Origin of the sequence: Pseudonocardia humida, assembly GCF_023898865.1 — a bacterium.
GTDB lineage: Bacteria > Actinomycetota > Actinomycetes > Mycobacteriales > Pseudonocardiaceae > Pseudonocardia > Pseudonocardia humida.
This window is the reverse complement of sequence record NZ_JAGSOV010000104.1, coordinates 1-22,192: the sequence shown is the minus strand read 5'-3', so window position 1 is coordinate 22,192 and position 22,192 is coordinate 1. Positions and strand designations below refer to the sequence as shown.

The 22,192-nt window shown below is 71.8% G+C and carries 18 protein-coding genes and 2 pseudogenes; 10 read left to right on the top strand and 10 right to left on the bottom strand.

Features of this window, described 5'->3' with window-relative positions:
* Positions 1-183: hypothetical protein (locus KDL28_RS39220; protein WP_252446555.1), on the top strand; the 183-nt coding region annotated here is incomplete at its 5' end.
* A gap of 103 nt (positions 184-286) precedes the next feature.
* A complete protein-coding gene (locus tag KDL28_RS39215) occupies positions 287-1,033 on the top strand; it encodes a TetR/AcrR family transcriptional regulator (protein ID WP_252446358.1) in 747 nt (248 codons plus the stop codon).
* On the opposite strand, the gene KDL28_RS39210 is transcribed toward KDL28_RS39215, so the two are convergent.
* From KDL28_RS39210 to KDL28_RS42470, 5 genes are all read right to left on the bottom strand, one after another.
* On the bottom strand, positions 1,020-2,027 hold the full coding sequence (locus KDL28_RS39210; RefSeq protein WP_252446359.1) for an NAD-dependent epimerase/dehydratase family protein: 1,008 nt from the start codon (positions 2,025-2,027) through the stop codon (positions 1,020-1,022). The two genes, KDL28_RS39215 and KDL28_RS39210, sit on opposite strands and share 14 nt — an antisense overlap.
* A 133-nt stretch (positions 2,028-2,160) precedes the next feature.
* On the bottom strand, positions 2,161-2,973 hold the full coding sequence (locus KDL28_RS39205) for an ABC transporter ATP-binding protein (RefSeq protein WP_252446360.1): 813 nt from the start codon (positions 2,971-2,973) through the stop codon (positions 2,161-2,163).
* Positions 2,970-4,004, bottom strand: coding sequence for a FecCD family ABC transporter permease (locus KDL28_RS39200; RefSeq protein WP_252446361.1), 1,035 nt, complete (start codon positions 4,002-4,004; stop codon positions 2,970-2,972). The genes KDL28_RS39205 and KDL28_RS39200 overlap by 4 nt, the downstream gene beginning before the upstream one ends.
* Positions 4,001-5,041 (bottom strand): FecCD family ABC transporter permease, encoded by a 1,041-nt coding sequence (locus tag KDL28_RS39195; protein WP_252446362.1) that lies wholly within the window; start codon positions 5,039-5,041, stop codon positions 4,001-4,003. The genes KDL28_RS39200 and KDL28_RS39195 overlap by 4 nt, the downstream gene beginning before the upstream one ends.
* Complete coding sequence (locus KDL28_RS42470; RefSeq protein WP_504967693.1) at positions 5,041-6,810, bottom strand: ABC transporter substrate-binding protein; 1,770 nt, start codon at positions 6,808-6,810, stop codon at positions 5,041-5,043. The genes KDL28_RS39195 and KDL28_RS42470 overlap by 1 nt, the downstream gene beginning before the upstream one ends.
* A gap of 38 nt (positions 6,811-6,848) precedes the next feature.
* Here KDL28_RS42470 and KDL28_RS39185 point away from each other — a divergent pair.
* The 6 genes and pseudogenes from KDL28_RS39185 to KDL28_RS39160 form a co-directional block, all read left to right on the top strand.
* Positions 6,849-7,227: pseudogene (locus KDL28_RS39185) on the top strand (transposase); the annotation flags it as partial.
* Between the two features lie 317 nt (positions 7,228-7,544).
* Positions 7,545-7,901 (top strand): hypothetical protein, encoded by a 357-nt coding sequence (locus KDL28_RS39180; RefSeq protein WP_252446364.1) that lies wholly within the window; start codon positions 7,545-7,547, stop codon positions 7,899-7,901.
* A 186-nt stretch (positions 7,902-8,087) separates the two neighbouring features.
* A complete protein-coding gene (locus KDL28_RS39175; RefSeq protein WP_252446365.1) occupies positions 8,088-9,413 on the top strand; it encodes an ABC transporter substrate-binding protein in 1,326 nt (441 codons plus the stop codon).
* A 73-nt stretch (positions 9,414-9,486) separates the two neighbouring features.
* Positions 9,487-10,422 carry a carbohydrate ABC transporter permease gene (locus KDL28_RS39170; RefSeq protein ID WP_252446366.1) on the top strand — a complete coding sequence of 312 codons (936 nt, stop codon included), beginning with the start codon at positions 9,487-9,489 and terminating at the stop codon, positions 10,420-10,422.
* Entirely contained in the window at positions 10,419-11,267 is an 849-nt protein-coding gene (locus KDL28_RS39165; RefSeq protein WP_252446367.1) for a carbohydrate ABC transporter permease, read from the top strand. Before KDL28_RS39170 ends, KDL28_RS39165 begins: the two co-directional genes overlap by 4 nt.
* 44 nt (positions 11,268-11,311) lie before the next feature.
* Positions 11,312-13,576, top strand: a complete 2,265-nt coding sequence (locus tag KDL28_RS39160) for an alpha-L-rhamnosidase (protein WP_252446368.1) — start codon at positions 11,312-11,314, stop codon at positions 13,574-13,576.
* A gap of 14 nt (positions 13,577-13,590) precedes the next feature.
* Here the strand turns inward: KDL28_RS39160 and KDL28_RS39155 are convergent, their stop codons facing one another.
* Positions 13,591-14,595, bottom strand: coding sequence for a LacI family DNA-binding transcriptional regulator (locus tag KDL28_RS39155; RefSeq protein WP_252446369.1), 1,005 nt, complete (start codon positions 14,593-14,595; stop codon positions 13,591-13,593).
* Positions 14,596-14,891: 296 nt separating this feature from the next.
* On the opposite strand from KDL28_RS39155, the gene KDL28_RS39150 reads away from it, so the two are divergent.
* Positions 14,892-16,352 (top strand): WD40 repeat domain-containing protein, encoded by a 1,461-nt coding sequence (locus KDL28_RS39150; protein WP_252446370.1) that lies wholly within the window; start codon positions 14,892-14,894, stop codon positions 16,350-16,352.
* Positions 16,353-16,430: 78 nt separating this feature from the next.
* On the opposite strand, the gene KDL28_RS39145 is transcribed toward KDL28_RS39150, so the two are convergent.
* Both KDL28_RS39145 and KDL28_RS39140 read right to left on the bottom strand, forming a co-directional pair.
* Positions 16,431-17,012, bottom strand: coding sequence for a dihydrofolate reductase family protein (locus KDL28_RS39145; protein WP_252446371.1), 582 nt, complete (start codon positions 17,010-17,012; stop codon positions 16,431-16,433).
* Positions 17,013-17,076: 64 nt separating this feature from the next.
* Positions 17,077-17,898, bottom strand: a complete 822-nt coding sequence (locus KDL28_RS39140) for an AraC family transcriptional regulator (RefSeq protein WP_252446373.1) — start codon at positions 17,896-17,898, stop codon at positions 17,077-17,079.
* A gap of 306 nt (positions 17,899-18,204) precedes the next feature.
* Here KDL28_RS39140 and KDL28_RS39135 point away from each other — a divergent pair, with 306 nt between their 5' ends.
* Positions 18,205-18,963, top strand: a complete 759-nt coding sequence (locus KDL28_RS39135) for an SDR family NAD(P)-dependent oxidoreductase (protein WP_252446372.1) — start codon at positions 18,205-18,207, stop codon at positions 18,961-18,963.
* A 564-nt stretch (positions 18,964-19,527) separates the two neighbouring features.
* Here KDL28_RS39135 and KDL28_RS39130 read toward each other — a convergent pair.
* Both KDL28_RS39130 and KDL28_RS39125 read right to left on the bottom strand, forming a co-directional pair.
* Positions 19,528-21,201 (bottom strand): ABC transporter substrate-binding protein, encoded by a 1,674-nt coding sequence (locus KDL28_RS39130; protein ID WP_252446374.1) that lies wholly within the window; start codon positions 21,199-21,201, stop codon positions 19,528-19,530.
* 188 nt (positions 21,202-21,389) lie between these two features.
* Positions 21,390-22,192 (bottom strand): annotated as a pseudogene (locus KDL28_RS39125) (Rieske 2Fe-2S domain-containing protein); the annotation flags it as partial.

The window sequence follows — 22,192 nt, the reverse complement described above, 5'->3', positions numbered from 1 at the left end:
GAGATCGCCGTCAAGGCTGGAGTACTGCCCGAGGCCGTCTACCGCGCCGTCTCCCCGTTCTCGCACGTCAGCGCCTACTACCGACCGACGCCACTCGTCTACATCGGGCTCGTCATCATCGCAGGGGCGCTGATCGCAGCAGGCATGGCCTTGCTCCAGCGACGCGATGTCCTACCGGAATGATCGGATCTGCCGCTCGTGACGAGCTGATGCTGTCTCCGTTCGAGTCGGTTGTCGGAGGTGCGGGGTGCCGGGCCGCCCACCGGGGGTTGGCTCTCTGGTGTGCGTGGCCGGTGTGGTCGGCGATCTCACCAGTCTCAACGGCCGGTCGGGTGAGCCGGGGTTTGATCCGCTGATGGCGAGCGCCATACGGTGTGAACAAATACCCGAACTAGCTGAACGGACATCGATGTCGCCCTCGTTCAACCCGGCCGAACGCCGGCGCATCACCGCTCAGCTGCGGGCCACGGCCACCGAGCTGTTCACCACGCGCGGGGTGCGCAAGACCTCCCTGGAGGACCTGACCGCCGCAGCGGGGATCTCCAAGAGCAGCTTCTACTCCTTCTTCGCCAGCAAGGAGGCACTGTTCCTCGATCTGATGATGGAGGAGATGGGAGTGATCGGTCCCAGGCTGGCGGCGGCCGCGTCGGCGTCCGAGGCGCGGGACCAGCTCGCCGGGCTGTTCCGCGCGATCGTGACCATCCTGGACGACCACCCGCTCTACCGGCGGCTGCTCACTCACCCCGAAGAACTGAAGGCCGTCCGGGACCGCCTGGGCGAGGAGGACATGGAGCGGGTCCAGCGCGAGCTGATCGCGCCGCTGACGGACTTCGTCACGCGCGCCCAGCAGGAGGGCAGGATCGCCGAGGCGGATCCGGCGGCCGTGGTCGGGCTGTTCCAAGCGGTGTCGGTGGTGCACGTCAACGCGGGCGAGTTCGATCCGGCGGCATATCCCGCCGTGCTGGATCTGCTCATCGACACCGTGGTGACCGGCCTCACGACCGATCCCACGGGCGGTGTCACGAGGCGGTGAGCAGGTCGAGGACCCGTCGTTCCGCGGCGGTGTCGGACCAGGAGCCCATCGGCGGTGTCCCCGCGGGCTGCCGGGGGTCACCTTCGGTGCGCAACCAGGCCCAGGTGTCGGCCAGCGTCTCGCGTAGCGGCCGGCAAACCAGCCCGGCGGCGTGGGCGGCCGAGGTGTCGGCGTCGTGGATGCCGGTCGGGCTGGGGTATCCGGGGTAGCGCAGGCCGAATTCCATACCCAGCATCAGCCCTTCGCGTTCGAGCAGGCCGGAATCCGCCCAGACGAGCTCGGCGTCGCTGCCGAGGACCTCGGCGAGAGTGTGCAGGAGCTCGCCCATCGTCGTGCTCGCGGGGCGGCTGTTGACGTTGAAGGCGCCGCCGAGGCCGCGGTCGGCGGCCGACAGCATCCACACGGCGATGTCGCGGGCGTCGATGAACTGCAGGGGCGTCTCGGGGCGCCCCGGGGCCAGGACCCGCCCGCCGCGTTCGATGCGCCGCATCCACCACGGGATCCGGCCTACGTCCTCGTACGGTCCGATGATCCCGCCGCTGCGGGCGAGCAGCGCCCGGTCTCCGAACGCCTCCAGCACGGCCAGCTCGGCGCCCCGCTTGGCGGCGGCGTAGTCCTTGCCGTCGTCGCTGCCCGGGTCGCCGGTGACCAGCGGCGCGCGCTCGTCCGCGCCGGACGGCCACGGCCACTGGTAGACGCCGTGGCTGGAGACGTATCCGTAGTGACCGACCCGGTCGGCGAGCAACCGGGCGGCGTCGCGGACCGCGCGGGGCGCACCGGCCCAGGTGTCGATGGCGGCGTCCCACTCCTGGCCGCCGAGCGCCGCGCGGACCGCCTCGTGGTCGGTCCGGTCGGCCACCAGTGCCTGGGTGTCGGGCGTCGGCGGGCGGCTCACCCCGCGGTTGAGCGTGGTGACCTCGTCTCCCCGGGCCAGCGCGGTCTCCACGACCGCCCGTCCGACGTGATGAGTTCCACCGAGCACGAGAAGTCTCATGCAAGTGACCATATGAACAAAACGAAAATTTGTCCACGGCGATCACAGCCTGGCCGCGCTCAAGCGCATCCGGGCGGCCCGTCCGGACGACTGGCTCGAGACCGAGACTTCGGACTCAAGCCCCGCGACCGGTCTACCGCACCGCGGACCGGACGTGGTGGCGGCCGATCGGCAGCATCAGCGGCTTGCCCGAGATCGGGTCGGGGATGACCTGGCTGTCCAGGCCGAAGACCGCCCGCACGCAATCCTCGGTCAGCACCTCGGCCGGCGCCCCGGCCGCGTGCAGACCACCGCCGGCGAGGGCGATCAGGTGGTCGGCGTAGCGGGCCGCCATGTTGAGGTCGTGCAGCACCATCACGATGGTGGTGCCGCGGTCGGTGTTCAGGTCGGTGAGCAGGTCCAGCACCTCCACCTGGTGGCTGACGTCGAGGAACGTGGTCGGCTCGTCGAGCAGCAGCAGTTCGGTCTGCTGGGCCAGCGCCATCGCGATCCACACCCGCTGCCGCTGCCCGCCGGAGAGCTCGTCGACCGACCGGTCGGCCAGGTCGACGGTGTGGGTGGCGTCGAGCGCGGCGGCCACCGCACGGTCGTCATCACTGCTCCACCGCGACAGGATCCGCTGGTGCGGGTGGCGGCCCCGGCCTACCAGGTCGGCCACGGTGATGCCTTCCGGTGCGATCGGTGACTGCGGGAGCAGGCCGAGGGTGCGGGCCAGTTCCTTGGCCGGCATCCTGTGCACTTCACGGCCGTCCAGCAGGACATGACCGGTACGCGGTGCGAGCAGCCGCGACATCGCGCGCAGCAGCGTGGACTTGCCGCATGCGTTGGCGCCGACGATCGCGGTGATCCGGCCGGGCGGGACGAGCAGGTCGAGCGATTCGATGACGACGCGCTCGCCGTAGCCCACGGTCAGCTTCTCGGCCGTGAGGCGGTGGTCGGTGGTCACAGCGAGCCTCCCGCACGGTTCGAGCGGACGAGCAGGTAGATGAGGTACGGGGCGCCCAGCACGCCGGTGATCACGCCCACCGGGAAGCGGGTGCCGAAGGCGAACTGGCCGAGGAAGTCGGCGACCAGCACGAGCAGCGCGCCGACCAGCCCGGACGGCACGAGCAGCGAGCCGCCGGGCCCGACCAGCCGGGCCGCGATCGGCCCGGCGAGGAAGGCCACGAACGCGATCGGTCCGGTGGCCGAGGTGGCGAACGCGATGAGGCCGACCGCCGAGACGATCGACACCAGCCGGGTGAGTTCCAGCCGGGTTCCCAGGGCCGCCGCGGTGTCGTCGCCGAGCTGCAGCATCGTCAGGCCCCGGGCCTGCCCCAGCAGCACCGGGCCGAACACCACCAGCGCGATCAGCACCGGGACGGACTCGTCCCAGGTGGAGCCGTTCAGGCTGCCGTTGAGCCAGCGCGTCGCGGCCTGCAGGTCCCACTGCCCGGCCTGGTTCAGGATGTAGGAGGTGGCGCTGTGGAGCATGGCGGCGATGCCGATGCCGATCAGGACGAGCCGGGTGCCGGCCACCCCGTCCTTGAACGAGAGCACGTAGATGACGACGGCGACGCCGAGCGCAGCGACGATGGCGAACACCGAGACGCCGGCCTCGCCGAGCCCGAGCACGATGATGGCGAAGGCCGCCGCCGCGCTCGCCGCCGAGCTGATGCCGATGATGTCGGGGCTCGCGAGCGGGTTGCGCATCATGGTCTGGAAGGTGACCCCGCCCATCCCGAAGCACACTCCGGTGAGCAGGGCCAGGACCGTTCGCGGCAGCCGGAGCTCACCCACGGCGAACGAAGCGCCGGGCACCGTCTCCCCGAGGACCACCCGCAGCACGTCGCCGGGCGGGTAGAAGGTCCGCCCGGCCATCAGCGAGACGACGACCATCGTCGCCGCCGCCACACAGAAGGCGGTCAGGACGGCCTGTCGCCGCCGACTGCGCCGGACCCGGCCGCGGGTGACGGCCTCGAGGGTCGTGGTGCTCACAGCTCTCGCACCTTCTGCCGGCGGACGACGTAGATGAAGAACGGGGCGCCGATCAGGGCGGTGATGATGCCGGCCTCGATCTCGTCGGGCCGGTTCACCACCCGGCCGGCGACGTCCGCGGCGGTCAGCAGCGCGGCGCCGACGAGCGTGGCGAACGGCAGCGACCAGCGGTGGTCGAGCCCGACGAGGAGCCGGCACAGGTGCGGGACGATCAGGCCGACGAACGCGATCGGCCCGGCGACCGCGGTGGCCGCCCCGCACAGCACCACCGCACCGAGCGCGGCGATCCCGCGGACCAGGGCGACGCGCTCACCGAGGCCGGCGGCGAGCTCGTCGCCGAGCGCCAGCGAGTTCAGCGCCCGGGCGCAGAGCAGGCAGACGACCAGGCCGGCGACCAGGAACGGCAGCGCCTGGCCGATGCTCTGCCAGCTCGCCCCGCCGACCCCACCGACCCGCCAGGACTGGAAGTTCTCGGCGATGTCGCCGCGCGGCAGCACGACCGCCACCACCAGCGACGCCAGCGCGGCGGAGGTGGCCGCACCGGCCAGCGCGATCTTGAGCGGGGTGGCGCCGCCGCGGCCGAGCGAGCCGACCGCGTAGACGAACAGGGAGGACAGCGCCGCGCCGGCGATGGCGACCCAGATGTAGGCGGTGGCGGTGTGCAGCCCGACGGTGACCATGCCGACCGCGATCGCCAGCATCGCGCCCATGTTCACGCCGAGGATGCCCGGGTCGGCGAGCGGGTTGCGGGTGACCCCCTGCATGACCGCGCCGGACAGGGCCAGCGCCGCGCCGACCAGTGCGGCGAGCACCGTGCGCGGGATGCGCTTGACCACGGCTGCCTGGTCGAGCGTCTCCTCGGCGCCGCCGACGGCGGCGGCGATGTCGGCCCAGCCGACGATCCGGGAGCCGAAGGCCACCGACGCGAGAACGACCAGGACGAGGACGGCCAGCACGACCAGCAGCCAGCCCAGCCGCACCCGGCCCGGGCGGCGCAGCGCGGCGGCGTCCGGCCCGGACCCGGTCACGGCGGTCATCAGATCTTGTCGGCGGCCTCGCCGAGCAGGTCGACGTAGTCCTTGAGCACGAACGACACGGCGAGCGGCGTCGGGTTGGCGGCGGTGGCGACAGGGGTGCTGCCGGGCAGCGAGACGAACGAGCCGCGCTGGATCGCCGGGATCTTGGACAGCAGCGGGTCCTGCTGCAGGGTGGCCAGGGTGGTGCCCTCGGCGTCGCCGTAGGTCACGATGATGTCCACGTCGCTGAGGTTCTGCACCTGCTCGGCGCTCTGGGTGAGGCTGAACTCCTCGGTGGTCGCGGAGGCCGCCGCGATGCTCTCCGGGTGCTTCATGCCGAGGTCGGTGAAGAACTGGGCCCGGGTGTCGTGCGTGGTGTAGAAGCTGATCTTGCTGAGGTCGGTCGGGTCGAGGTGGGTGAGGAACATCGCCGACTTGCCGGCCAGCTTCGGGTAGCGCGCCGTCTCGTCCTTCATCTGCTGCTCGATCTTCGCGATCAGCGCGTCGCCCTCGGCGGCCAGGCCGAGGGCCTTGCTCTCCAGCCTGATGCTGTCGCGCCAGGAGGTGGCCCAGGGGGCCTCCGGGTACGCCACCACCGGCGCGATCTTCGTCAGGGTGTCGTAGTCCTGCTGGGTCAGCCCCGAGTAGGCGGCCAGGATGACGTCGGGACCGGTCTCGGCCACCGCCTCGAAGTCGATGCCGTCGGTCTCGTCGAACAGCACCGGGGTCGGCGCACCGAGCTCCTGGAGCCGCGCGGCGTCCCAGGGCAGCAGGCCGTCGCCGTCCTCGTCGCCGAAGTTGGCCTTGGCGTAGCCGACCGGGACGACACCCAGCGCCAGCGGCACCTCGTGGTTGGCCCAGTTGACGGTGGCGACCCGCTCGGGCTTCTCCTCGATCGTGGTGGTGCCGAAGGCGTGGGTGACGGTGACCGGGAACGCCGCCGCGGCGCTGTCGGAGGACGCGGCGGGCGTCCCGCCGGTGTCGGACGGCGCGCCGCAGGCGGCGAGCGCGAGTGCGCTGGTGGCGGCGACGATCCCGGTGAGGAACCGGTTGACACGCATGTCGGGGTACTCCACTTCGTACAATAGGAATGCCTCACCTAACATCTCGTCGGGTAAACTACCCCGCGCCCGCCGCGCCAGCTCCCAGGGAACCGGTGATCTTCCGTACGTGACCTTCGGGTGAGGAGTTCCGAGGTGTCCGGGGTATCTTCCGGCTCGTGAGCTGGGCTCTGGCCTGCTCACCGAGCCCGCCCAACGCCCAACGCTCCTGCCGCGCCTCTCCCGGTCATCCCGGAGACCTGCTCGCCCGGCGAGGGCGCTCTCCTCATTCGGGCCATGCTGCGGTGCTGCGGAGACGTTCGCGCCACAGCGCCTCGCCGGGCCGCCGTCCGGGTCACACTCGTGCGTGAAGTCGATGGGTTCCTCACACCGGCTGACCATGGCCGCTTGTCGTTCGGGCCAGGGGAACGACGTGCCGTAGCCGGCGTAGAGCGCCGAAATCGCCGCCGTCTGCCTGGGGTGGTGCATCCGTACGATCCACTCGGACCAGGCGAGGTCGGCCACGGGATCGGCACGGCCCGGGGAGGAGAACTCCCAGTCCGGGACGGCGGTGATCTGGAAGGAGTCCGGGTCGAGCAGCGTGTTGTCGGGACCGAAGTCACCGTGGTCCCTGTGGATGACCTGGGAGGTCGTACCCTCCCGGTGATCTTGAGGCGCACAAGCAAGATCGGCGCTGCGAACGCCGGTCGGTGACGACCCGTGCTCACCGTAGTTCCTGGAGCAGACCACGGCGCTGAGGACCCGACCGCGCCGGTAGCGGCCGGTCGGTGATCGACGAGCTCGTGCGCGAGGGTGCCCGCCGGATGCCGGCCGAAGCCTTGCAGGCCGAGGTGGACGACTACATCGCCCGCCACATCAGCGAGCGCGACGCCGACGGACGTCGGTTGGTCGTGCGCAACGGCTCGCATCAGCCTCGCGAGGTCCTCACCTCGGCCGGGGCGGTCGAGGTGGTCGCGCCGCGGGTCAACGACCGCCGCGTCGACGCCGAGACAGGGCAGCGGCGGCGGTTCTCCTCGGCGATCCTGCCCGCCCTGGGCGCGCAAGACCCCGAAGATCACCGAGGTGCGGCCGCTGCTCTACCTGCACGTCCTGTCCTCGGGGGACTTCGTGCCCGCCCTGGGCCAGTTCCTCGGCTCGACCGCGGGGCCGCGCTGCTCGGGGCGACGTTGTCAGGCCGTCGTGGTGCGTCCGGCGCGGTTCAGGTCCGAGTCGGAGGCGGGGCCGGACGGGCGCCGTGGTGGTCGCGCTGGTCGAGGCGGCCAGCGCGGATGTAGGCGTAGATCCGCTCACTCACCCCGCGATCGTGGCCGATCGCGGGAGGTCGCAGATACGTGGTCGGCCCGTTGCTGGGATGTGTGGCACCGGAGTGCTTCGTCATGGCGGTGCCTTCCCCACGTGCGCACGGCATCAGCATCACTTGATCTGACGTCTGTCGAGGATGCCTGCGAGGCGACGCTCTGCACATGCAAATGAGTGTGCATCTGCACACGATCTTCGACGTCGCGGGCGTCCAGCGATGGATCGCGCCGTCCCGGGCAGTGGGCTGCACGCGCACGACCGAGCGCATCGTGGAGGCGGCACTGCGCATCGCACCGCTCGCCAGGCGCCAAGTGCCCGATCCCGGGCAGCCGCAGGATCTCCGTCGGGCAGGGGAAACCGGGCGGATCAGGTCTCGCCCAGCGGTCGGCCGGGAAGTCGCATCGGGCGGGTTCGGCTCGGTGGTGTTCACCCAGCTCCTCATCGAGTGTGCGGCGGCTTCCGCCGTGACCCGAAGCCATCGCAGGTACGCGCCTACATGGGTCGACATCGCTCGTCGCTGAGGGTTTCGGTCGTGCCACAGCTCGTCTGTGGTCGTTGACACGTGTAAGTAGCACCGATAGCGTCCCCCGCGTCACAGGGTTGAAACGTTTCATTACGGTGGCGGTGCGGGGCACTCCATGCCGCCTGGCCGGACCCGGACGCCGACCGATCGTCTGACGGTCGGCCGGACTCCTGGAGGTTCGACGATGAACGGCAGGACACGGCCCCGCCCGAGGCGGCTGGCGGTACTGGTGGGAGCGGCACTGCTGCTCTCGGCGTGCAGTGCGGGGAGCCTGGGCTCCTCCAGCGACAGCGGTGGTGGGGAGACGCTCGACTTCCTCATCGGCAACGACGAGTCGGCGGTCGCGCTGGGCGAAGCGCTCGTCGAGGCGTTCAACGCGACCAACCAGGGCGTGACGGTGACCCTGGAGACGCGGCCAGGCGGTTCCGAGGGCGACAACGTCGTCAAGACCCGGCTGGCCACCGGCGACATGGCCGACGTCTTCCAGTACAACTCCGGGTCGTTGTTCCAGGCGCTCACCCCGCAGCAGCAGCTCACCCCGCTGACCGGCGAGGGGTGGGTCTCCACGCTGCAGGACGACTTCCGCAGCTCGGTGAGCGCCGGCGGCGAGGTGTACGGCGCTCCCTGGGGTGCCTCGCTCGGCGGCGGCGTCCTGTACAACAAGCCGGTCTACGAGCGGCTCGGGCTGAGCGTGCCGACGACGTGGGCCGAGTTCATGGCCAACAGCGCGGCGATCAAGGCGGCCGGGATCGACCCGGTCGTCCAGACCTACGGCGAGACGTGGACCTCCCAGCTGCTGGTGCTCGCCGACTTCCACAACGTGGCCGCGGCCGAGCCGGGCTTCGCCGAGCAGTACACGGCGGGCCGGGTCAAGTACGCGACGTCGGCGCCGGCCATCAAGGGCTTCCAGCACCTGCAGGAGGTCCACGAGGCGGGCTACCAGAACGTCGACTTCGCCTCGGCCGAGCTCGAGGACGGGCTGCGCAAGGTCGCCACCGGCGAGGGGGCGCAGTACCCGATGCTGACCTCGACGGTCATCCAGATGGTGGCGAACAACCCGGAGTCCGCGCAGGACGTGGGGTTCTTCGCGCTCCCGGGCGACGACGCGGCCACCAACGGCGCGACCCAGTGGCTGCCCGCCGGGATCTACGTCCCGCAGACGACCACCGGCGCGAAGTTGGAGGCGGCCAAGACCTTCCTGAACTGGGTGACCGGCCCCGACGGCTGCGAGGTGGCCCGCACCGCGGTCCCGCCGACCGGGCCCTTCGCCACCGCGGGCTGCGAGCTGCCGGCCGACGTGCCCGCTGCCGTCGCCGACTTCGCCGGCTACGTCGACGACGGCAGGACGAGCCCGGCGCTGGAGTTCCTCTCGCCGGTCAAGGGCCCGGCGCTGGAGCAGATCACCGTCGAGGTGGGCTCCGGGATCCGGTCGGCGCAGGACGGCGCGGCGCTCTACGACGACGACGTCCGCAAGCAGGCCCAGCAGCTGGGGCTGCCCGGCTGGGACTAGCCGACGGTCGCCCCGTCCCCGGCGCGCACCGCCGGGGACGGGGCGCCGCGAGCCCGAGGAGGTGCTCTCGCGCATGACCACGACGTTCGAGCCCGCGACCAGCCGGGAGGGCCCGGCCCCGCGGCCACCCGGCCGCATCCGCTCGGGTGTCCGCGCCGGGGCGCGGTACCCGTACTGGTTCTACCTGCCGGCCGCGGTCGTCTACCTCGTGCTGTTCATCGTGCCGACGGTCGTCTCGTTCTTCTTCAGCCTCACCCGCTGGCGGCTGATCGACTGGGAGTTCATCGGGTTCGAGAACTTCGTCATGTTCTTCCGGGAAGCCGCGCTGGTGACCGGACTGGTCAACACGCTGATCTACGGGGTGCTGACCTCGGCGGCGAAGGTCGTGCTCGGCCTGCTGCTGGCGGTGCTGCTGACCTCGAACATCGTCGGCCGCGACTTCCTGCGCTCGATGGTGTTCTTCCCGGTGCTGGTCAGCACGGTGGGCGTGGGGTTGACCTTCGAGGCCCTGATGGACCCGTTCGGCGGAGTGATCAACAATGCGCTGGAGGCGGTGGGACTGCCCGGCCCCGGCTGGTTGACCAACCCGTCCTACGCCCTGCTCTCGGTCGCACTGGTCGACATCTGGAAGGGCGTCGGGCTGGCCACGGTGATCTACATCGCCGGCATCGTGTCCATCCCGCGGGAGTACTTCGAGGCCGCGCGGGTGGACGGGGCCAGTGCGTGGGACAACTTCCGGTACATCATCCTGCCGCTGGCCCGGCCGGCCACCACGACCGTGATCATCCTGTCGCTGATCGGCGGACTGCGGTCGTTCGACCTGATCTGGACGATGACCGGCGGCGGGCCGGGCTTCACCTCGGACGTGATCGCCTCGGTGATCTACAAGCAGTACCAGGCCGGTTTCTACGGCCTGTCCACCGCGGGGAACGTCGTGCTGTTCGTGGTGGTCACCGCGATCGTGGTGCCGCTGTTCTGGTGGCTCAACCGCAAGGAGGCCGAGCTGTGACCCGCGCTGTGAGCACGGCGGCGCGGTGGCGGCGCTTCGGCCTCAGCGCGGTGTCGATGGCCGTGCTCGGTGTCGTCTTCCTGGTGCCGTTCGCCTTCGTGGTCCTGGCGGCGGTGAAGACCCGCCAGGAGGCGTCGCTGCTGCAGCTGACCTGGCCCACCGAGTGGCGGATCGCGCAGAACTTCCTCGAGGTGCTCTCCGCGCGGGACTACCTGCTGATCATCGCTTTCACCAACAGCGTGATCCTCACGGTGTCCGCGGTGGCCATCTCGGTGATCCTGGCGGCGCTGGCGGCGTTCGTGCTGCAGCGCCGGCCGAGCCGGTGGAACCCGCTGATCAACATGCTGGTGCTGTCCGGGCTGATCATCCCGCCGGCGGTGGTCCCGACCATCTGGGTGCTGGACGGGATCGGGCTGTTCCGCACCATGCTCGGGCTGATCCTGGTCGAGGTCGCGTTCGGGGTGTCGTTCTGCATCCTGCTGTTCCGGGCGTTCTTGATCACCGTGCCGCGGGAGCTGGACGAGGCGGCGGTGCTGGACGGGGCCGGCCCGCTGCGGCTGTTCTTCCGGGTCATCCTGCCGCTGCTGCGCCCGGTGATCATCACTGTCGTCGTGGTCCAGTCGGTGACCATCTACAACGACTTCGTGAACCCGCTGTACTTCCTGCCGGGCGAGCAGAACGCCACCGTGCAGCTCACCCTGTTCAACTTCAACAGCCAGTACAGCAACCAGTACAACCTGCTGTTCATGGACATCCTGCTGATCATGATCCCGCCGCTGGTCATGTTCTTGTTCTTCAGCCGCCAGATCGTCGCCGGGATGACGTCCGGTGCGGTGAAGGGCTGAGCGCGCCGCACCGCGGTGCCCGAAACCGAGAGGGGACGACGGCCATGCCGCCGACCTGGCACGCCACGATGATCGGACCCGACGAGGACTTCGCCGGCGCCCCGTTGCTGCGCACCGAGTTCTCGGTCGAGACCGGCCACGGCGCCGTGACCGGAGCCCAATTGCACGCGACGGCCCGCGGGGTCTTCACGGCCTTCGTCGGCGGCGCCGCGGTGTCCGACGAGGTGCTGAGCCCGGGCTGGTCGAGCTACGAATGGCGGCTGCGGTACCGCACGTACGACGTCGCGGCGCTGCTGCCGGACGCGGGCGAGACCGCGGTGCTCGGGTTCGCGCTGGGCAACGGCTGGTACCGCGGCCGGCTCGGCTGGGGCGACGAGCGCGCGATCTACGGGCCCGAGCTCGGGGTGCTGGCCCAGCTGGAGATCACTTTCGCGGACGGCCATCGGCAGTTCGTCGGCACCGACGGGTCCTGGCGCGCCGGGCCGTCGGCGGTGCAGACCAACGACCTCTACGACGGGCAGACCATCGACGCCCGCCTGGTCGACGACGCCTGGCTGCGGCCGGGCGCCGCCGGTAGTGGGTGGACCGGGGTGCACGCCCAGGAGTTCGACGCCGCGATCCTGGCGCCCTACGTCGGGCCGGTCGTGCGCCGCCAGCAGGAGGTGTCGCCGACCCGGATCTGGACGTCGCCGGCCGGGGGGACGCTGGTGGACTTCGGGCAGAACCTGGTCGGCTGGCTGCGGCTGGCGGTGCGCGGCGAGGCCGGCGCGACGGTCACCGTGCGGCACGCCGAGGTGCTCGAGGACGGGGAGCTCGGCACCCGTCCGCTGCGCTCGGCGCAGGCGACCGACCGGTTCGTGCTCTCCGGCGCCGACGACGTGTTCGAGCCCACCCTGACCTTCCACGGCTTCCGCTACGCCGAGCTCGACGGCTGGCCCGGGGTGCCGACCACCGACGCGATCACCGCCGTCGTCGTGCACTCCGACCTGCGCCGCACCGGCCGGTTCCGCTGCTCCGACGAGCTGGTCAACCAGTTGCACGACAACGTCGTGTGGGGGATGCGGGGCAACTTCCTCGACGTGCCGACCGACTGCCCGCAGCGCGACGAGCGCATGGGCTGGACCGGCGACATCGCGGCGTTCGCGCCGAGCGCGGCCTTCCTCTACGACGTCGCCGACTTCCTCGGCGACTGGCTGCTCGACGTGGACGCCGAGCAGCGGGCGGCCGAGGGCCTGATCCCGTACGTGGTGCCCGACGTCCTCAAGTACACCCCGCCGGGCGACCTCGGCGCCCAGGAGAGCACGGCCGTCTGGGGGGATGCGGCGGTCTGGGTGCCGTGGGCGCTGTGGCGGGCCTACGGCGATCGCGACGCGCTGGACCGGGCCTACGGTGCGATGGCCGCACACGTCCGCCGGGTCGAGACGCTGCTGTCGGACACCGGGTTGTGGGACACCGGCTTCCAGTTCGGCGACTGGCTCGACCCGACCGCGCCCCCGGACGACCCGATCCGCGCGAAGGCCGACAACGGCGTGGTGGCGACCGCGTGCCTGTACCGCAGCGCGCGCACGGCGTCCGAGGCCGCCGCCGTGCTCGGCCGCGGCGGCGACGCCGAGCACTTCGCCGGGCTGGCCGAGCGCACGCGCAGCGCGTTCGTCAAGCACTACGTCGGCGACGACGGCCGGATCCGCAGCGACGCGGTGACGGCCTACGCCCTGGCCATCCACTTCGGACTGCTCGACGACCGCGTCCGGGGTCTGGCCGGCGACCGGCTGGCCGCGCTGGTGGCCGAGAGCGGACACCGCATCGCCACCGGTTTCGCCGGCACTCCGTACGTGTGCGACGCGCTGGTGGAGACCGGGCACCTCGACGACGCCTACCGGTTGCTGCTGCAGCGGGACTGCCCCTCGTGGCTCTACCCGGTGACCATGGGCGCGACCACGGTGTGGGAGCGGTGGGACTCGATGCTGCCCGACGGCACCATCAACCCCGGGCAGATGACCAGCTTCAACCACTACGCCCTGGGCGCGGTCGCGGACTGGCTGCACCGCACGGTCGGCGGCATCGCGCCCGCCGAGCCCGGCTACCGGACCGTGCGTGTCGCCCCTCGCCCCGGAGGTGGGCTGACCTGGGCGGAGTGCTCACTGCAGACACCGCACGGGCTGGTGGCCGTCGCCTGGCGGGTGGAGCCCTCCGGAGCGCTGGACGTCGAGGTCGCCGTGCCCGACGGGGTGACAGCCGAGATCGACGTGCCGGGTGCAGAGCCCCAGCGCGTGGGCGCCGGGAGCCACCGGTTCCGGGCCGGCGCCTGACCCGCCACGGGTCGTCAGGCCGACGCGCGGATCTCCAACCGGCACTCGTCCTTGACCGGGGCACCCGGGATGGGCTCGCCGGCCAGCACGGCGACGACGCTGCGCACATGGTGCTCGGCGATCGCCCGGTAGTCCTGCACCACCGTGGTCAGCGGCGGGTCGGCCACGGCGGCGGCGGGCACGTCGTCGACCCCGACGACGGCCAGCTCCTCGGGGACGCGCACCCCGAGCCGCCGGGCGCCCGTCAGCACGGCCATGGCCACCTCGTCGTTGTAGGCGCAGATCCCGGTCACCGGCGGGTCGGCCGCGAGCCAGGACCGGACCGCCTCGGCCGCCGCGCGCGGCTGCAGCGGGACGGTCCGGACGTCGGGCGCGGGCAGCCCGAGCTCCGTGCACACATCGCGGACCCCCTGCAACCGCGGGCGGGCGAACACGGCGACCCGGTCGTCGTCGGGATAGGCGTAGCCCAGCCGCCGGTGGGTGGGGGCGAGGTGCCGGGCCTGCAGCCCGCCGACCGGGTCCTGGGGCTGCAGCAGCTCGCCGGGCCGCTGTTCGACCGGCGAGTGCAGCGTGACCACGACCTCGACGCCGGCCGCCCGCATCGCTGCCGCCTCCGCGGGGGTGAGGGCGTCGAAGGCGAGCACCGCGACCGGGGTGATGGCCTTCCACACCTCACCCATGGGGCGGACGGCCCGGGAATCCGGGTGCAGGACGAAGGTGAGCCCGCTGCGGGCGAAGGCCGCGGTCACCTCCTGCACCACCCGCCCGAGCGCGTGCCCGAGCGGCCAGTCCGGCAGCAGCCCGAGCACGACGTCCGAGCGGCCGCGGCGCAACGCCGTCGCCGTCGCCGAGGGGGCGTAGCCGAGTCGGGCGGCGGCGTCGCGGACCCGCCGGCGGGTGGCGTCGGGGATGGCCTGGCCGGGCTTGTCGTTGAGGACGTAGCTGACGGTCGCGCGGGACACACCGGCCTCGCGGGCCACGTCGGCGCTGGTGATCCGTCGGCCGCGGGCCGTGCTCACCGTCCGGGTGCCATGTGCCGCTCGCCTTCTCGTTCTCGTGCGCTGAGGGTACCGGTGCAGAACCAACGACACTGGCGACCTCCGGTCTGCTGGGGCGCACGGCAGAGCCTCAGTGCGGACTCGACGGGCCGGCATCGCCTGTCCGATCGGTACAGAGACGCAGCGCGGCGGAGTGGCGTCCGCGCTGTCGAAGGCGGGCATGGCGCCCGTCCGGGCCCGCTACGGCCACCGGGTGCACCGGGTCGCTAGGCTGCGATCGGTCGCGATCATCGTCATGGATCTCTAGGGGTGTTTCAGTGTCCTCGCCGGAGCCGGGTTTCGACCGACATGACCTCCAGCGGGGCCGTTCCACATCCGGCCAGTTCATCTTTCCGGACTCGTTCGGCTGGATCATGTGCTGGACGCCGTTGACGTTTCCGGACGGACGTCCTGTCGTGGTGACCGGGGGCAGCGACGGAACGCTGCGCATGTGGGACCCGGCCACCGGCGCCCAGGTCGCCCCGCCGATCGCCGCCGGCTGCATCGCCGATGGAGGGGCGATGGGGGTGACGGGCGTACGGGTGGTGGATAGCTCCGATGGCCCGCGGGTCGCGGTCACCAGCGGCAACGGTCAGGGCGACCGTGGCCCGGTCCGGTTGTGGGATCCGCTCAGCGGGGAGATGAACGGTGAACTGGACGAGGACGAGCCGGCATCGCCCGCGGACGCCCGGCCGGGAGCCGACGCGCCGCCGTTCCTTCCGCAACGCCCGACGGGTGAGGTTGCCTTCTTGGCCGTGCGGCCGGGGACCGCGTCCGTTCCGGCCACGGTGGTGACTGCCGTCAACGGCCCTACCGGCGTTCGCGACCGCTCCGGCCTGCGGATCTGGGATCCCGTTGCGGGCACCCGCATCGGTGTGCTGGACCTCGCAGGGGAGACGCAGAGGCTCGCGTACGTGCCCCGCACCGGTGGGCCGGATCTGCTGGTCGGCTTCGACCACCATCCTGCGCGCGTGCAGGTGTGGGACGCGATGACCGGCACGCCCCTGGCGGATCCAACCGCCACCCATCCGCTGGTGACCAAGCAGGTATGCCATCTGCGGGTGGCCGACGGTCGCACCCTGATCGCCATGCGGGGCGCGCCGGCGGCCGGCTCCGGAACGAGCCGGACCGATGTCGTGAGGCTGTGGGATCCGGACACGGGAGCGAACCTGCCCGCCCCGTTCGACTGCGTCCCGATGACCATCGCCGCGGTGCCCGGTCCCACCGGTGGCGATCTGGTGGCCTGCCTGTCGGGCATGGACGACACGGTGGAGGTGTTCGACCCGGTCACCGGTGCCCGGTTCGGGACCCCGTTCGAACCGGACGACACCCGGTACGTCGAGCTGATCGGGTTGCGCGGCCCGGCGGGCCGGCCGCTGGTGGCCGTGGTCAGCGACAGCGGCCCCGATCTGCCGGTCTGGGACGTCACGAGCGGTGAGCTCGTCAACGAACTCGTCGACGTGTGGGTCGCGAACTGGGCGGTGATTCCGAGGCCCGACGGCACCGACGCACTGGCCATCGCCGGCCAGAGCGGCGACGTCGGAATCTGGGATCCCGGCACGGGCGAGCAGGTGATCGGTCCGCTTCTCGGGCACGGGACGCACTCCGGGGCCGATGTGTTCCATCACGTCCACATCGCGGTCCTCGCTGACGGTGACGGCCGACAGTCGCTGATCACCGGTGGTGTCGACAACACGCTACGCCGCTGGCAGTTGCCCGACTTCGCGTCGCCCGCCTGATCACCGAACTCGCACGGCCCGATCACTCACCAGCATCACGCCCTGCCACGGTCAGATCCATCCGGGGTTCCCGCTGTGTCAACGGCGCACCCGATAGCGCAGGTGAAGCACCCGGTTGGCCTGGATCACCACGTCGGGATCCTCCAACAGGTGCTGCGCGTGGACCGACCCGAAGTAGCGCTTGCCGGACCCGAACACGACGGGTACGACGTCCATGCGCACCTCGTCGATCAGGCCCGCGGCAAGCACCTGGCCACCGACGTCGCCGGCGGCGACCTCGACCACGCGGTCACCCGCGAGCTCCTGCGCCTTGGCCACGGCTGCCTCGACGCCGTCGACGAAGTGGAACGGCGCACCGGGGTCCCAGCCCTCGGGCTCCGGCCGGTGCGTCACGACCACCACGTGGTCGATCCCGCCCGGAGGCTTCCCGTCCCAGCCGTCCGTGATGTCGAAGACGTGGCGGCCGGCGATCGTCACCCCGATCTGGTCCCAGTACGGCCGGGTGTAGTCGTAGGACGTCTGCGACACCTTCACCGCGCCGCTCTCGTCCAACGGGACGTCCCCGTTGGACAACCAGTCGAACAGCGGTCCGGGCTGGTCATTCTCGTCCGCGATGAAGCCGTCCACCGACACCGAGCTGTACATGACCACCTTGCCCACGGGGCTCTCCTTTCTTCCGGGGGCCCCAAATTAGCGGGTCGTGAGCTGTCGCTCTTGTAAGAATTCAATCGGCCGGCAGCGGCCAGCTGTCCAGCACGTGGCCGGGATGTTCGCGCAGGAACCGCCGCCGGACTTCGACGTACCGGGTCGGCGTGAGCCCGGTGAACGCCCGGAACTCGTGGCCGAAGTGGGCCTGGTCGAAGTAACCCGCGCCACCGGCGACGTCGCCCCAGTCGATCGGTTCGGCGAAGTCGATCGCGAGCATGGTGGCGGCGAAGCGCTGGGTGCGGGCCAGCCGCTTCGGCGTGACACCGATGAGCTCCTTGAACCGCTGCGCCAGATGAGTGCTGCTGACACCGGCTGCCACGCTCAGGTCGCCGATCGCCACCGCCCCGCTGGTCGCCGCGATGACGCTGCTCGTACGGCGGACCAGCCCCAGGCCGGCGGTCTCGCACAGCCGTCGCATCAGCTCCTCCTCGAGCAGCGTCAGCATCTCGCGCGGTCCGTCCGCCGTGGCCAGCCGGTCTCGCAGTTCGGCGACGGCGGGCCGGCCCCACACCTGCTCCACCGTCACCGGCCGGTCGCACAGCTCGACCGCGGGCATCGGCAGGAACGGCGCCAACCCCCACGGCTTGACGTGCACGCCGACGGACCGGGTCCGGAGCGGGTAGCCGAACTCCAACGCGCGGGTGGGCGTGGTGATCACGCAGCCGTCGGCGTACTCGGCCGTCTCGATGTCGGTGCCGGCGCGGATGCGGAACGGCGCCCCGAGGTTGACGATGAGCAGCGCCCCCGGCATCGGCGGCAGCATCAGCCGGGCGTACGGCGGCGCACCCTCCAGGTAGTAGAGGTCGTCGATCAGCCCGTCCAGCGGCGGTCGCGGCACTCTGGACACGTACTCCACGCCCACAGCATCACCGACGCCCCGCCGCCTTCGCGCGCCCGGATGGTCCAGCCGCGCTGCCGCCGGCATCGAGCCGGCGCCGATCCGGGCCGAGAGCCCGGCCGCGGACATCTGCGTGGGATACGCGTGCTGCGTGGGAGAACCACGCTTGTCCATCTCCTCACAAGATCGAGTCGCCAGACGCGCCGGGGCGATCCGGTCGCAGCGGATCGGTGGCTCGCACGGATCGCCAGCAAACCCGGCGCGGATCGTGGAGTCCCGCGCGCGCGGGATCAGCACGGTGGGTCGATGGGGTCGATGGAGGGCAAGGCGGGACTGGTCACCGGCGCGGCCAGCGGGATCGGTCGGGCCACCGCGGTGCGCGCGGCCGCCGAGGGTGCGTCGGTGCTGGTGTCGGACCTGGGGTCGGCCGCCGCTGAGGGCGCGCGGACGGTCGAGCTGTGCCGGGCGGCCGGCGGCGTCGCCGAGTTCCAGGTCTGCGACGTCGCGCGGCCCGCCGACCACGACGCGCTGGTCGCCGGGGTGCTCGACCGCTGGGGCAAGCTCGACTTCGCGCACAACAACGCGGGGGTGGGCGGCGGCGGGAAGCTGCTCGCCGACGTCGAGGACGAGGACTTCGACCGGGTCATCGCGATCAACCTGCGCGGCGTCTTCCTGGGGATGAAGCGCCAGATCCGAGCGATGCTCGCAGGCGGGGGCGGGTCCATCGTGAACACCGCGTCCAACGCCGGTCTGCGGGGGGTGAAGCGGCTGGCGCCCTACACCGCGGCCAAGCACGGACTGGTGGGGCTGACGAAGAACGCCGCCGTCGAGTACGCCGAGGACCTGATCCGGGTCAACGCCGTCGCCCCCGGGACGATCATGACCGGGTTCGCGCGCGGCGCCACCCCCGAGCGGCTCGCCGAGATCATGCGCCCGCAGGCCCTGCAGCGGATCGGCGAGCCCGAGGAGGTCGCCGCGGCCGTCGTGTGGCTGATGTCCGACGACGCCTCCTTCGTCACCGGGGTGACGCTGCCGGTCGACGCCGGGTCGGTCGCCGGCTGGTAGCCCCCGACGCGCGCCTGTCGGCCTCTGCGCAGAGTCCCCATGGTCTTCGCAAGTGCTACGGCGCCTGCGAAGACCCCACCGCCCCTGCGAAGACGGCCCCCATCCCCGGGGGAGGGTGTCCTTGCAGCGCTGGGTGGGTGTCGCAGCACTGGCTCTGGGGGCGCGCAGCGCGCCGGCGGCTGGCGGGGACGTCGCAGGGCTGGCTGGGTTGTCGCAGCGCGCCGGCGGGCTGCGCGGCCACACCCGGTGCTGCGAACACACCGCTGGTGCTGCGAGCCCGGCCGGCGAGGCGGCGCGCAGCACCGCGAGCCGAGCCGGGCCCGGCCGGGGGGGGGGGGGGGCGCCCCCCCCCCACACCCCTCCCGAGCACGTCGCCCCCCTGCTTGAGCTGAGGTCCCCGCTGGAAGCGCCGCCGGAGGCGCCCTAAACCGCAACGTCCGTGGGCGACGTGCCGAGCACGATCCGGACGAAAGTGTCACGGCTGGTGGCCGCCGCCGGAGGCGGCCTGAACCGCAACCTCGTCGGGCGGCGCGCCCAGCACGATCCGACGTAAGTGCCTCCGGATCAGGCAGGCGCCTTCCACACCCCCGCCCAGAAGATCTCGCTGGACAGGTACCGCGACACCCCCTTGACCGTCGGCCGGGCGATCGCCGCCTTGGCCGCCCGGGCCAGCCAGAGCACCGGGAGGTCCTGGCTGATCAGCACCTGGGCCCGCTGGTAGGCGGCCACCTGCGCCGCCGGGTCCGCGGTCGCGCCGGCCTCGGCGAGTGCCGCGTCGACGTCCGGGTTGCTGTACTTGCCGTAGTTGTTGATGCCGGTGGTGCTGAACTGGTTGACCATGAACGGGTACGGGCTCTCGTACGGGCCGGTGATCCAGGTCGCGGTGCCGAACCGGGTGCCGCGGACGATCGGGCCGATGAACGTCGAGATGTCGTCGAACTGCAGGTTCGCCGTCACCCCGATCGCCGCCCACTGCGCCTGCAGGAACTGGGCCAGCTGGTGGTCGTCGGGCGAGTTGCCGGTGTTGTAGGTGAACGTGGGATCGCCCCCGGACGCCCGGTAGTCGGCCACGAGCTGCTTCGCGCGCTCCACGTCGTAGCCGGGGTAGGCGTCCGCGGCATGCCGGCTGAAGTACGGGCTGTCCTCGGCGAACGGGGTGGTGGCGAGCTGGCCCCGGCCGCGGAACTGGGTGGCGTCGAGCGCGGCGGGGTCGACGGCCCGGATGAGCGCCTCGCGCATGCGTCGGTCGTCGAACGGGGCCTTGGTCAGGTTGAAGTACAGGTACTGCCCGTCGCCGCCGGGGCCCCAGTAGGTCTGCAGGGTGTCGTCGGCCGAGGCGCGCTCCAGCTCGCTGAAGAAGCCGCCGATGTTCAGGTCGATGTCGCCGTTGACGACCGAGGCGTAGCGCGAGTCGGTGTCGGGCAGCGGGCGGAACTCGATGCCGTCGAGGTAGGGCTTGCCTTCGTCCCAGTACCGGTCGAAGCGCTCGACGACCGTCTTGTTGTCCTGGGCCCAGCTGACGAACCGGAACGGGCCGGCGCCCACCGGGTTGCGCGGGTAGGCCTCGCCACCGGCCTGCACCGCGGTCGGCGAGGCGATGGAGCCCAGGTTGCCCGAGGAGAACGGCAGCGCGAACGACATCGGGAACGTGCTGGTGGCGCGCTTGAGCGTGAAGGTGACGGTGCGCGGGTCGGTGGCGGTCATCGCGGCGATCGGTTCGGTGTAGAGGTGCCCCAGCGCGGTGGTGTCGTCCAGCTGGCGGCGCACGTTGAAGATGACGGCGTCGGCGTCGAGCGGGGTGCCGTCGTGGAAGGTCACCGCCGGGCGGAGGGTCAGCGTCCAGGTGGTGCCGCCGTCGGGGCTGGTCATCGACTCGGCGAGCTGCGGCTGCGGGCGGCCCTCGCGGTCCATCTTCAGCAGCGAGTCGTAGATGGCCGAGGCCATCAGGCTGTTGCCGACGGTCGGGTCCAGCGAGCGCGACTCGGTGTACATCCCGACGACGAGGGTCCCGCCGCGCACCGGCGTGCCCTCCTCGGCCGGATCGCCGCCCCAGGGCTGCGAGGAGTCGAGCGCGCCCACCGACTCCGGCTCGCCGCCGCCGAACGCCGGGCCCGGCGCGGACCCGCAGCCGGCCAGGACCAGGCAGAGCACGACCAGCAGGGCGGCCGCGGCGCTCGGGCGCGCGCGGCCCGGGGTGCGGGCGCGGGGGAGACCGGCCCTGGGGTCCACGCGGTTCATCAGCACCATCCCGTCGCAGCACCGGACGTCGTCGTACGGCCCTCCCGGGGCGGTGGTGCCCGTTGCGGCACGTGTGGCCCGACCTGGAGGTGGGCGCAGAGTAGGCACAGCGCGGGGGCCGTCCGGGGCTCCGGACGACGAAATGCGCGCAGGCTCCGGGAACCGCGCGCGCAACGCCAAGCTGTGCGTCAGCCGCCCGCCTGCGGCAGCCGGGCGGGCGGGTCGGTCTCGCGCACGAGCGGGTCGTCGTCGGTGCCCAGCGCGCGCCAGTCGGCCCCCGGTTCCAGGATCTTCTCCGCCGACCGGATGCCGCGGTAGTCCAGGTCGCCGTCGACGGCGGGCGGCGGCGCGCCGTCGGCGAGGCCGCGGGCGGCGCCGAGCAGCAGCCGGCGCATCCGGATGATGGCCTTGTCCGAGGTGCCCAGCCGCTCCTGGCTGCGGTCGTAGATCTGGCCCATCGACTCGGTGACCATGAAGTCCTGGCTGACGAACTCGGCGACCCCGGAGTAGGTCAGGGTGCGCTGCACCACGCGGTCGATGCCGTAGTCGTTCTCCGCGGTGTACACGCGGGGCAGCACGCCGGTGCCCTGCTCGTTGCGGGCGTGGGTGAACGGGGTCCGCTCGAACAGCCCCGGTCCGCCGATCCCGTGCGGGTTCTCCACGTCGCGGGTGACGAAGGTGAACCGCGCGGTGTTGTGGTCGTCGATCGGGACGAACACGCCGTGGCGGGTGCTGAACGGCAGCGCGGCCACGACGGTGAAGAAGGGGTAGCAGTAGGCGGTCACGCGCACGTGCGTGTGCCCGTTGGGGGTGGTGCGGATCCCGGCGTACTTGAACCCGTACCAGGTGTCCTCGATCTCGAGACGGGGCGCGCGGTCGTGGCGCCAGAACTTCCACGACATGGCGTTGGTCGGGTAGCCGGGCTTGTCGCTGCCGTCGTCGGGGATCTGCTCGACGCCGTCCCACTGGTGCAGCCAGGAGATGTGGCTGG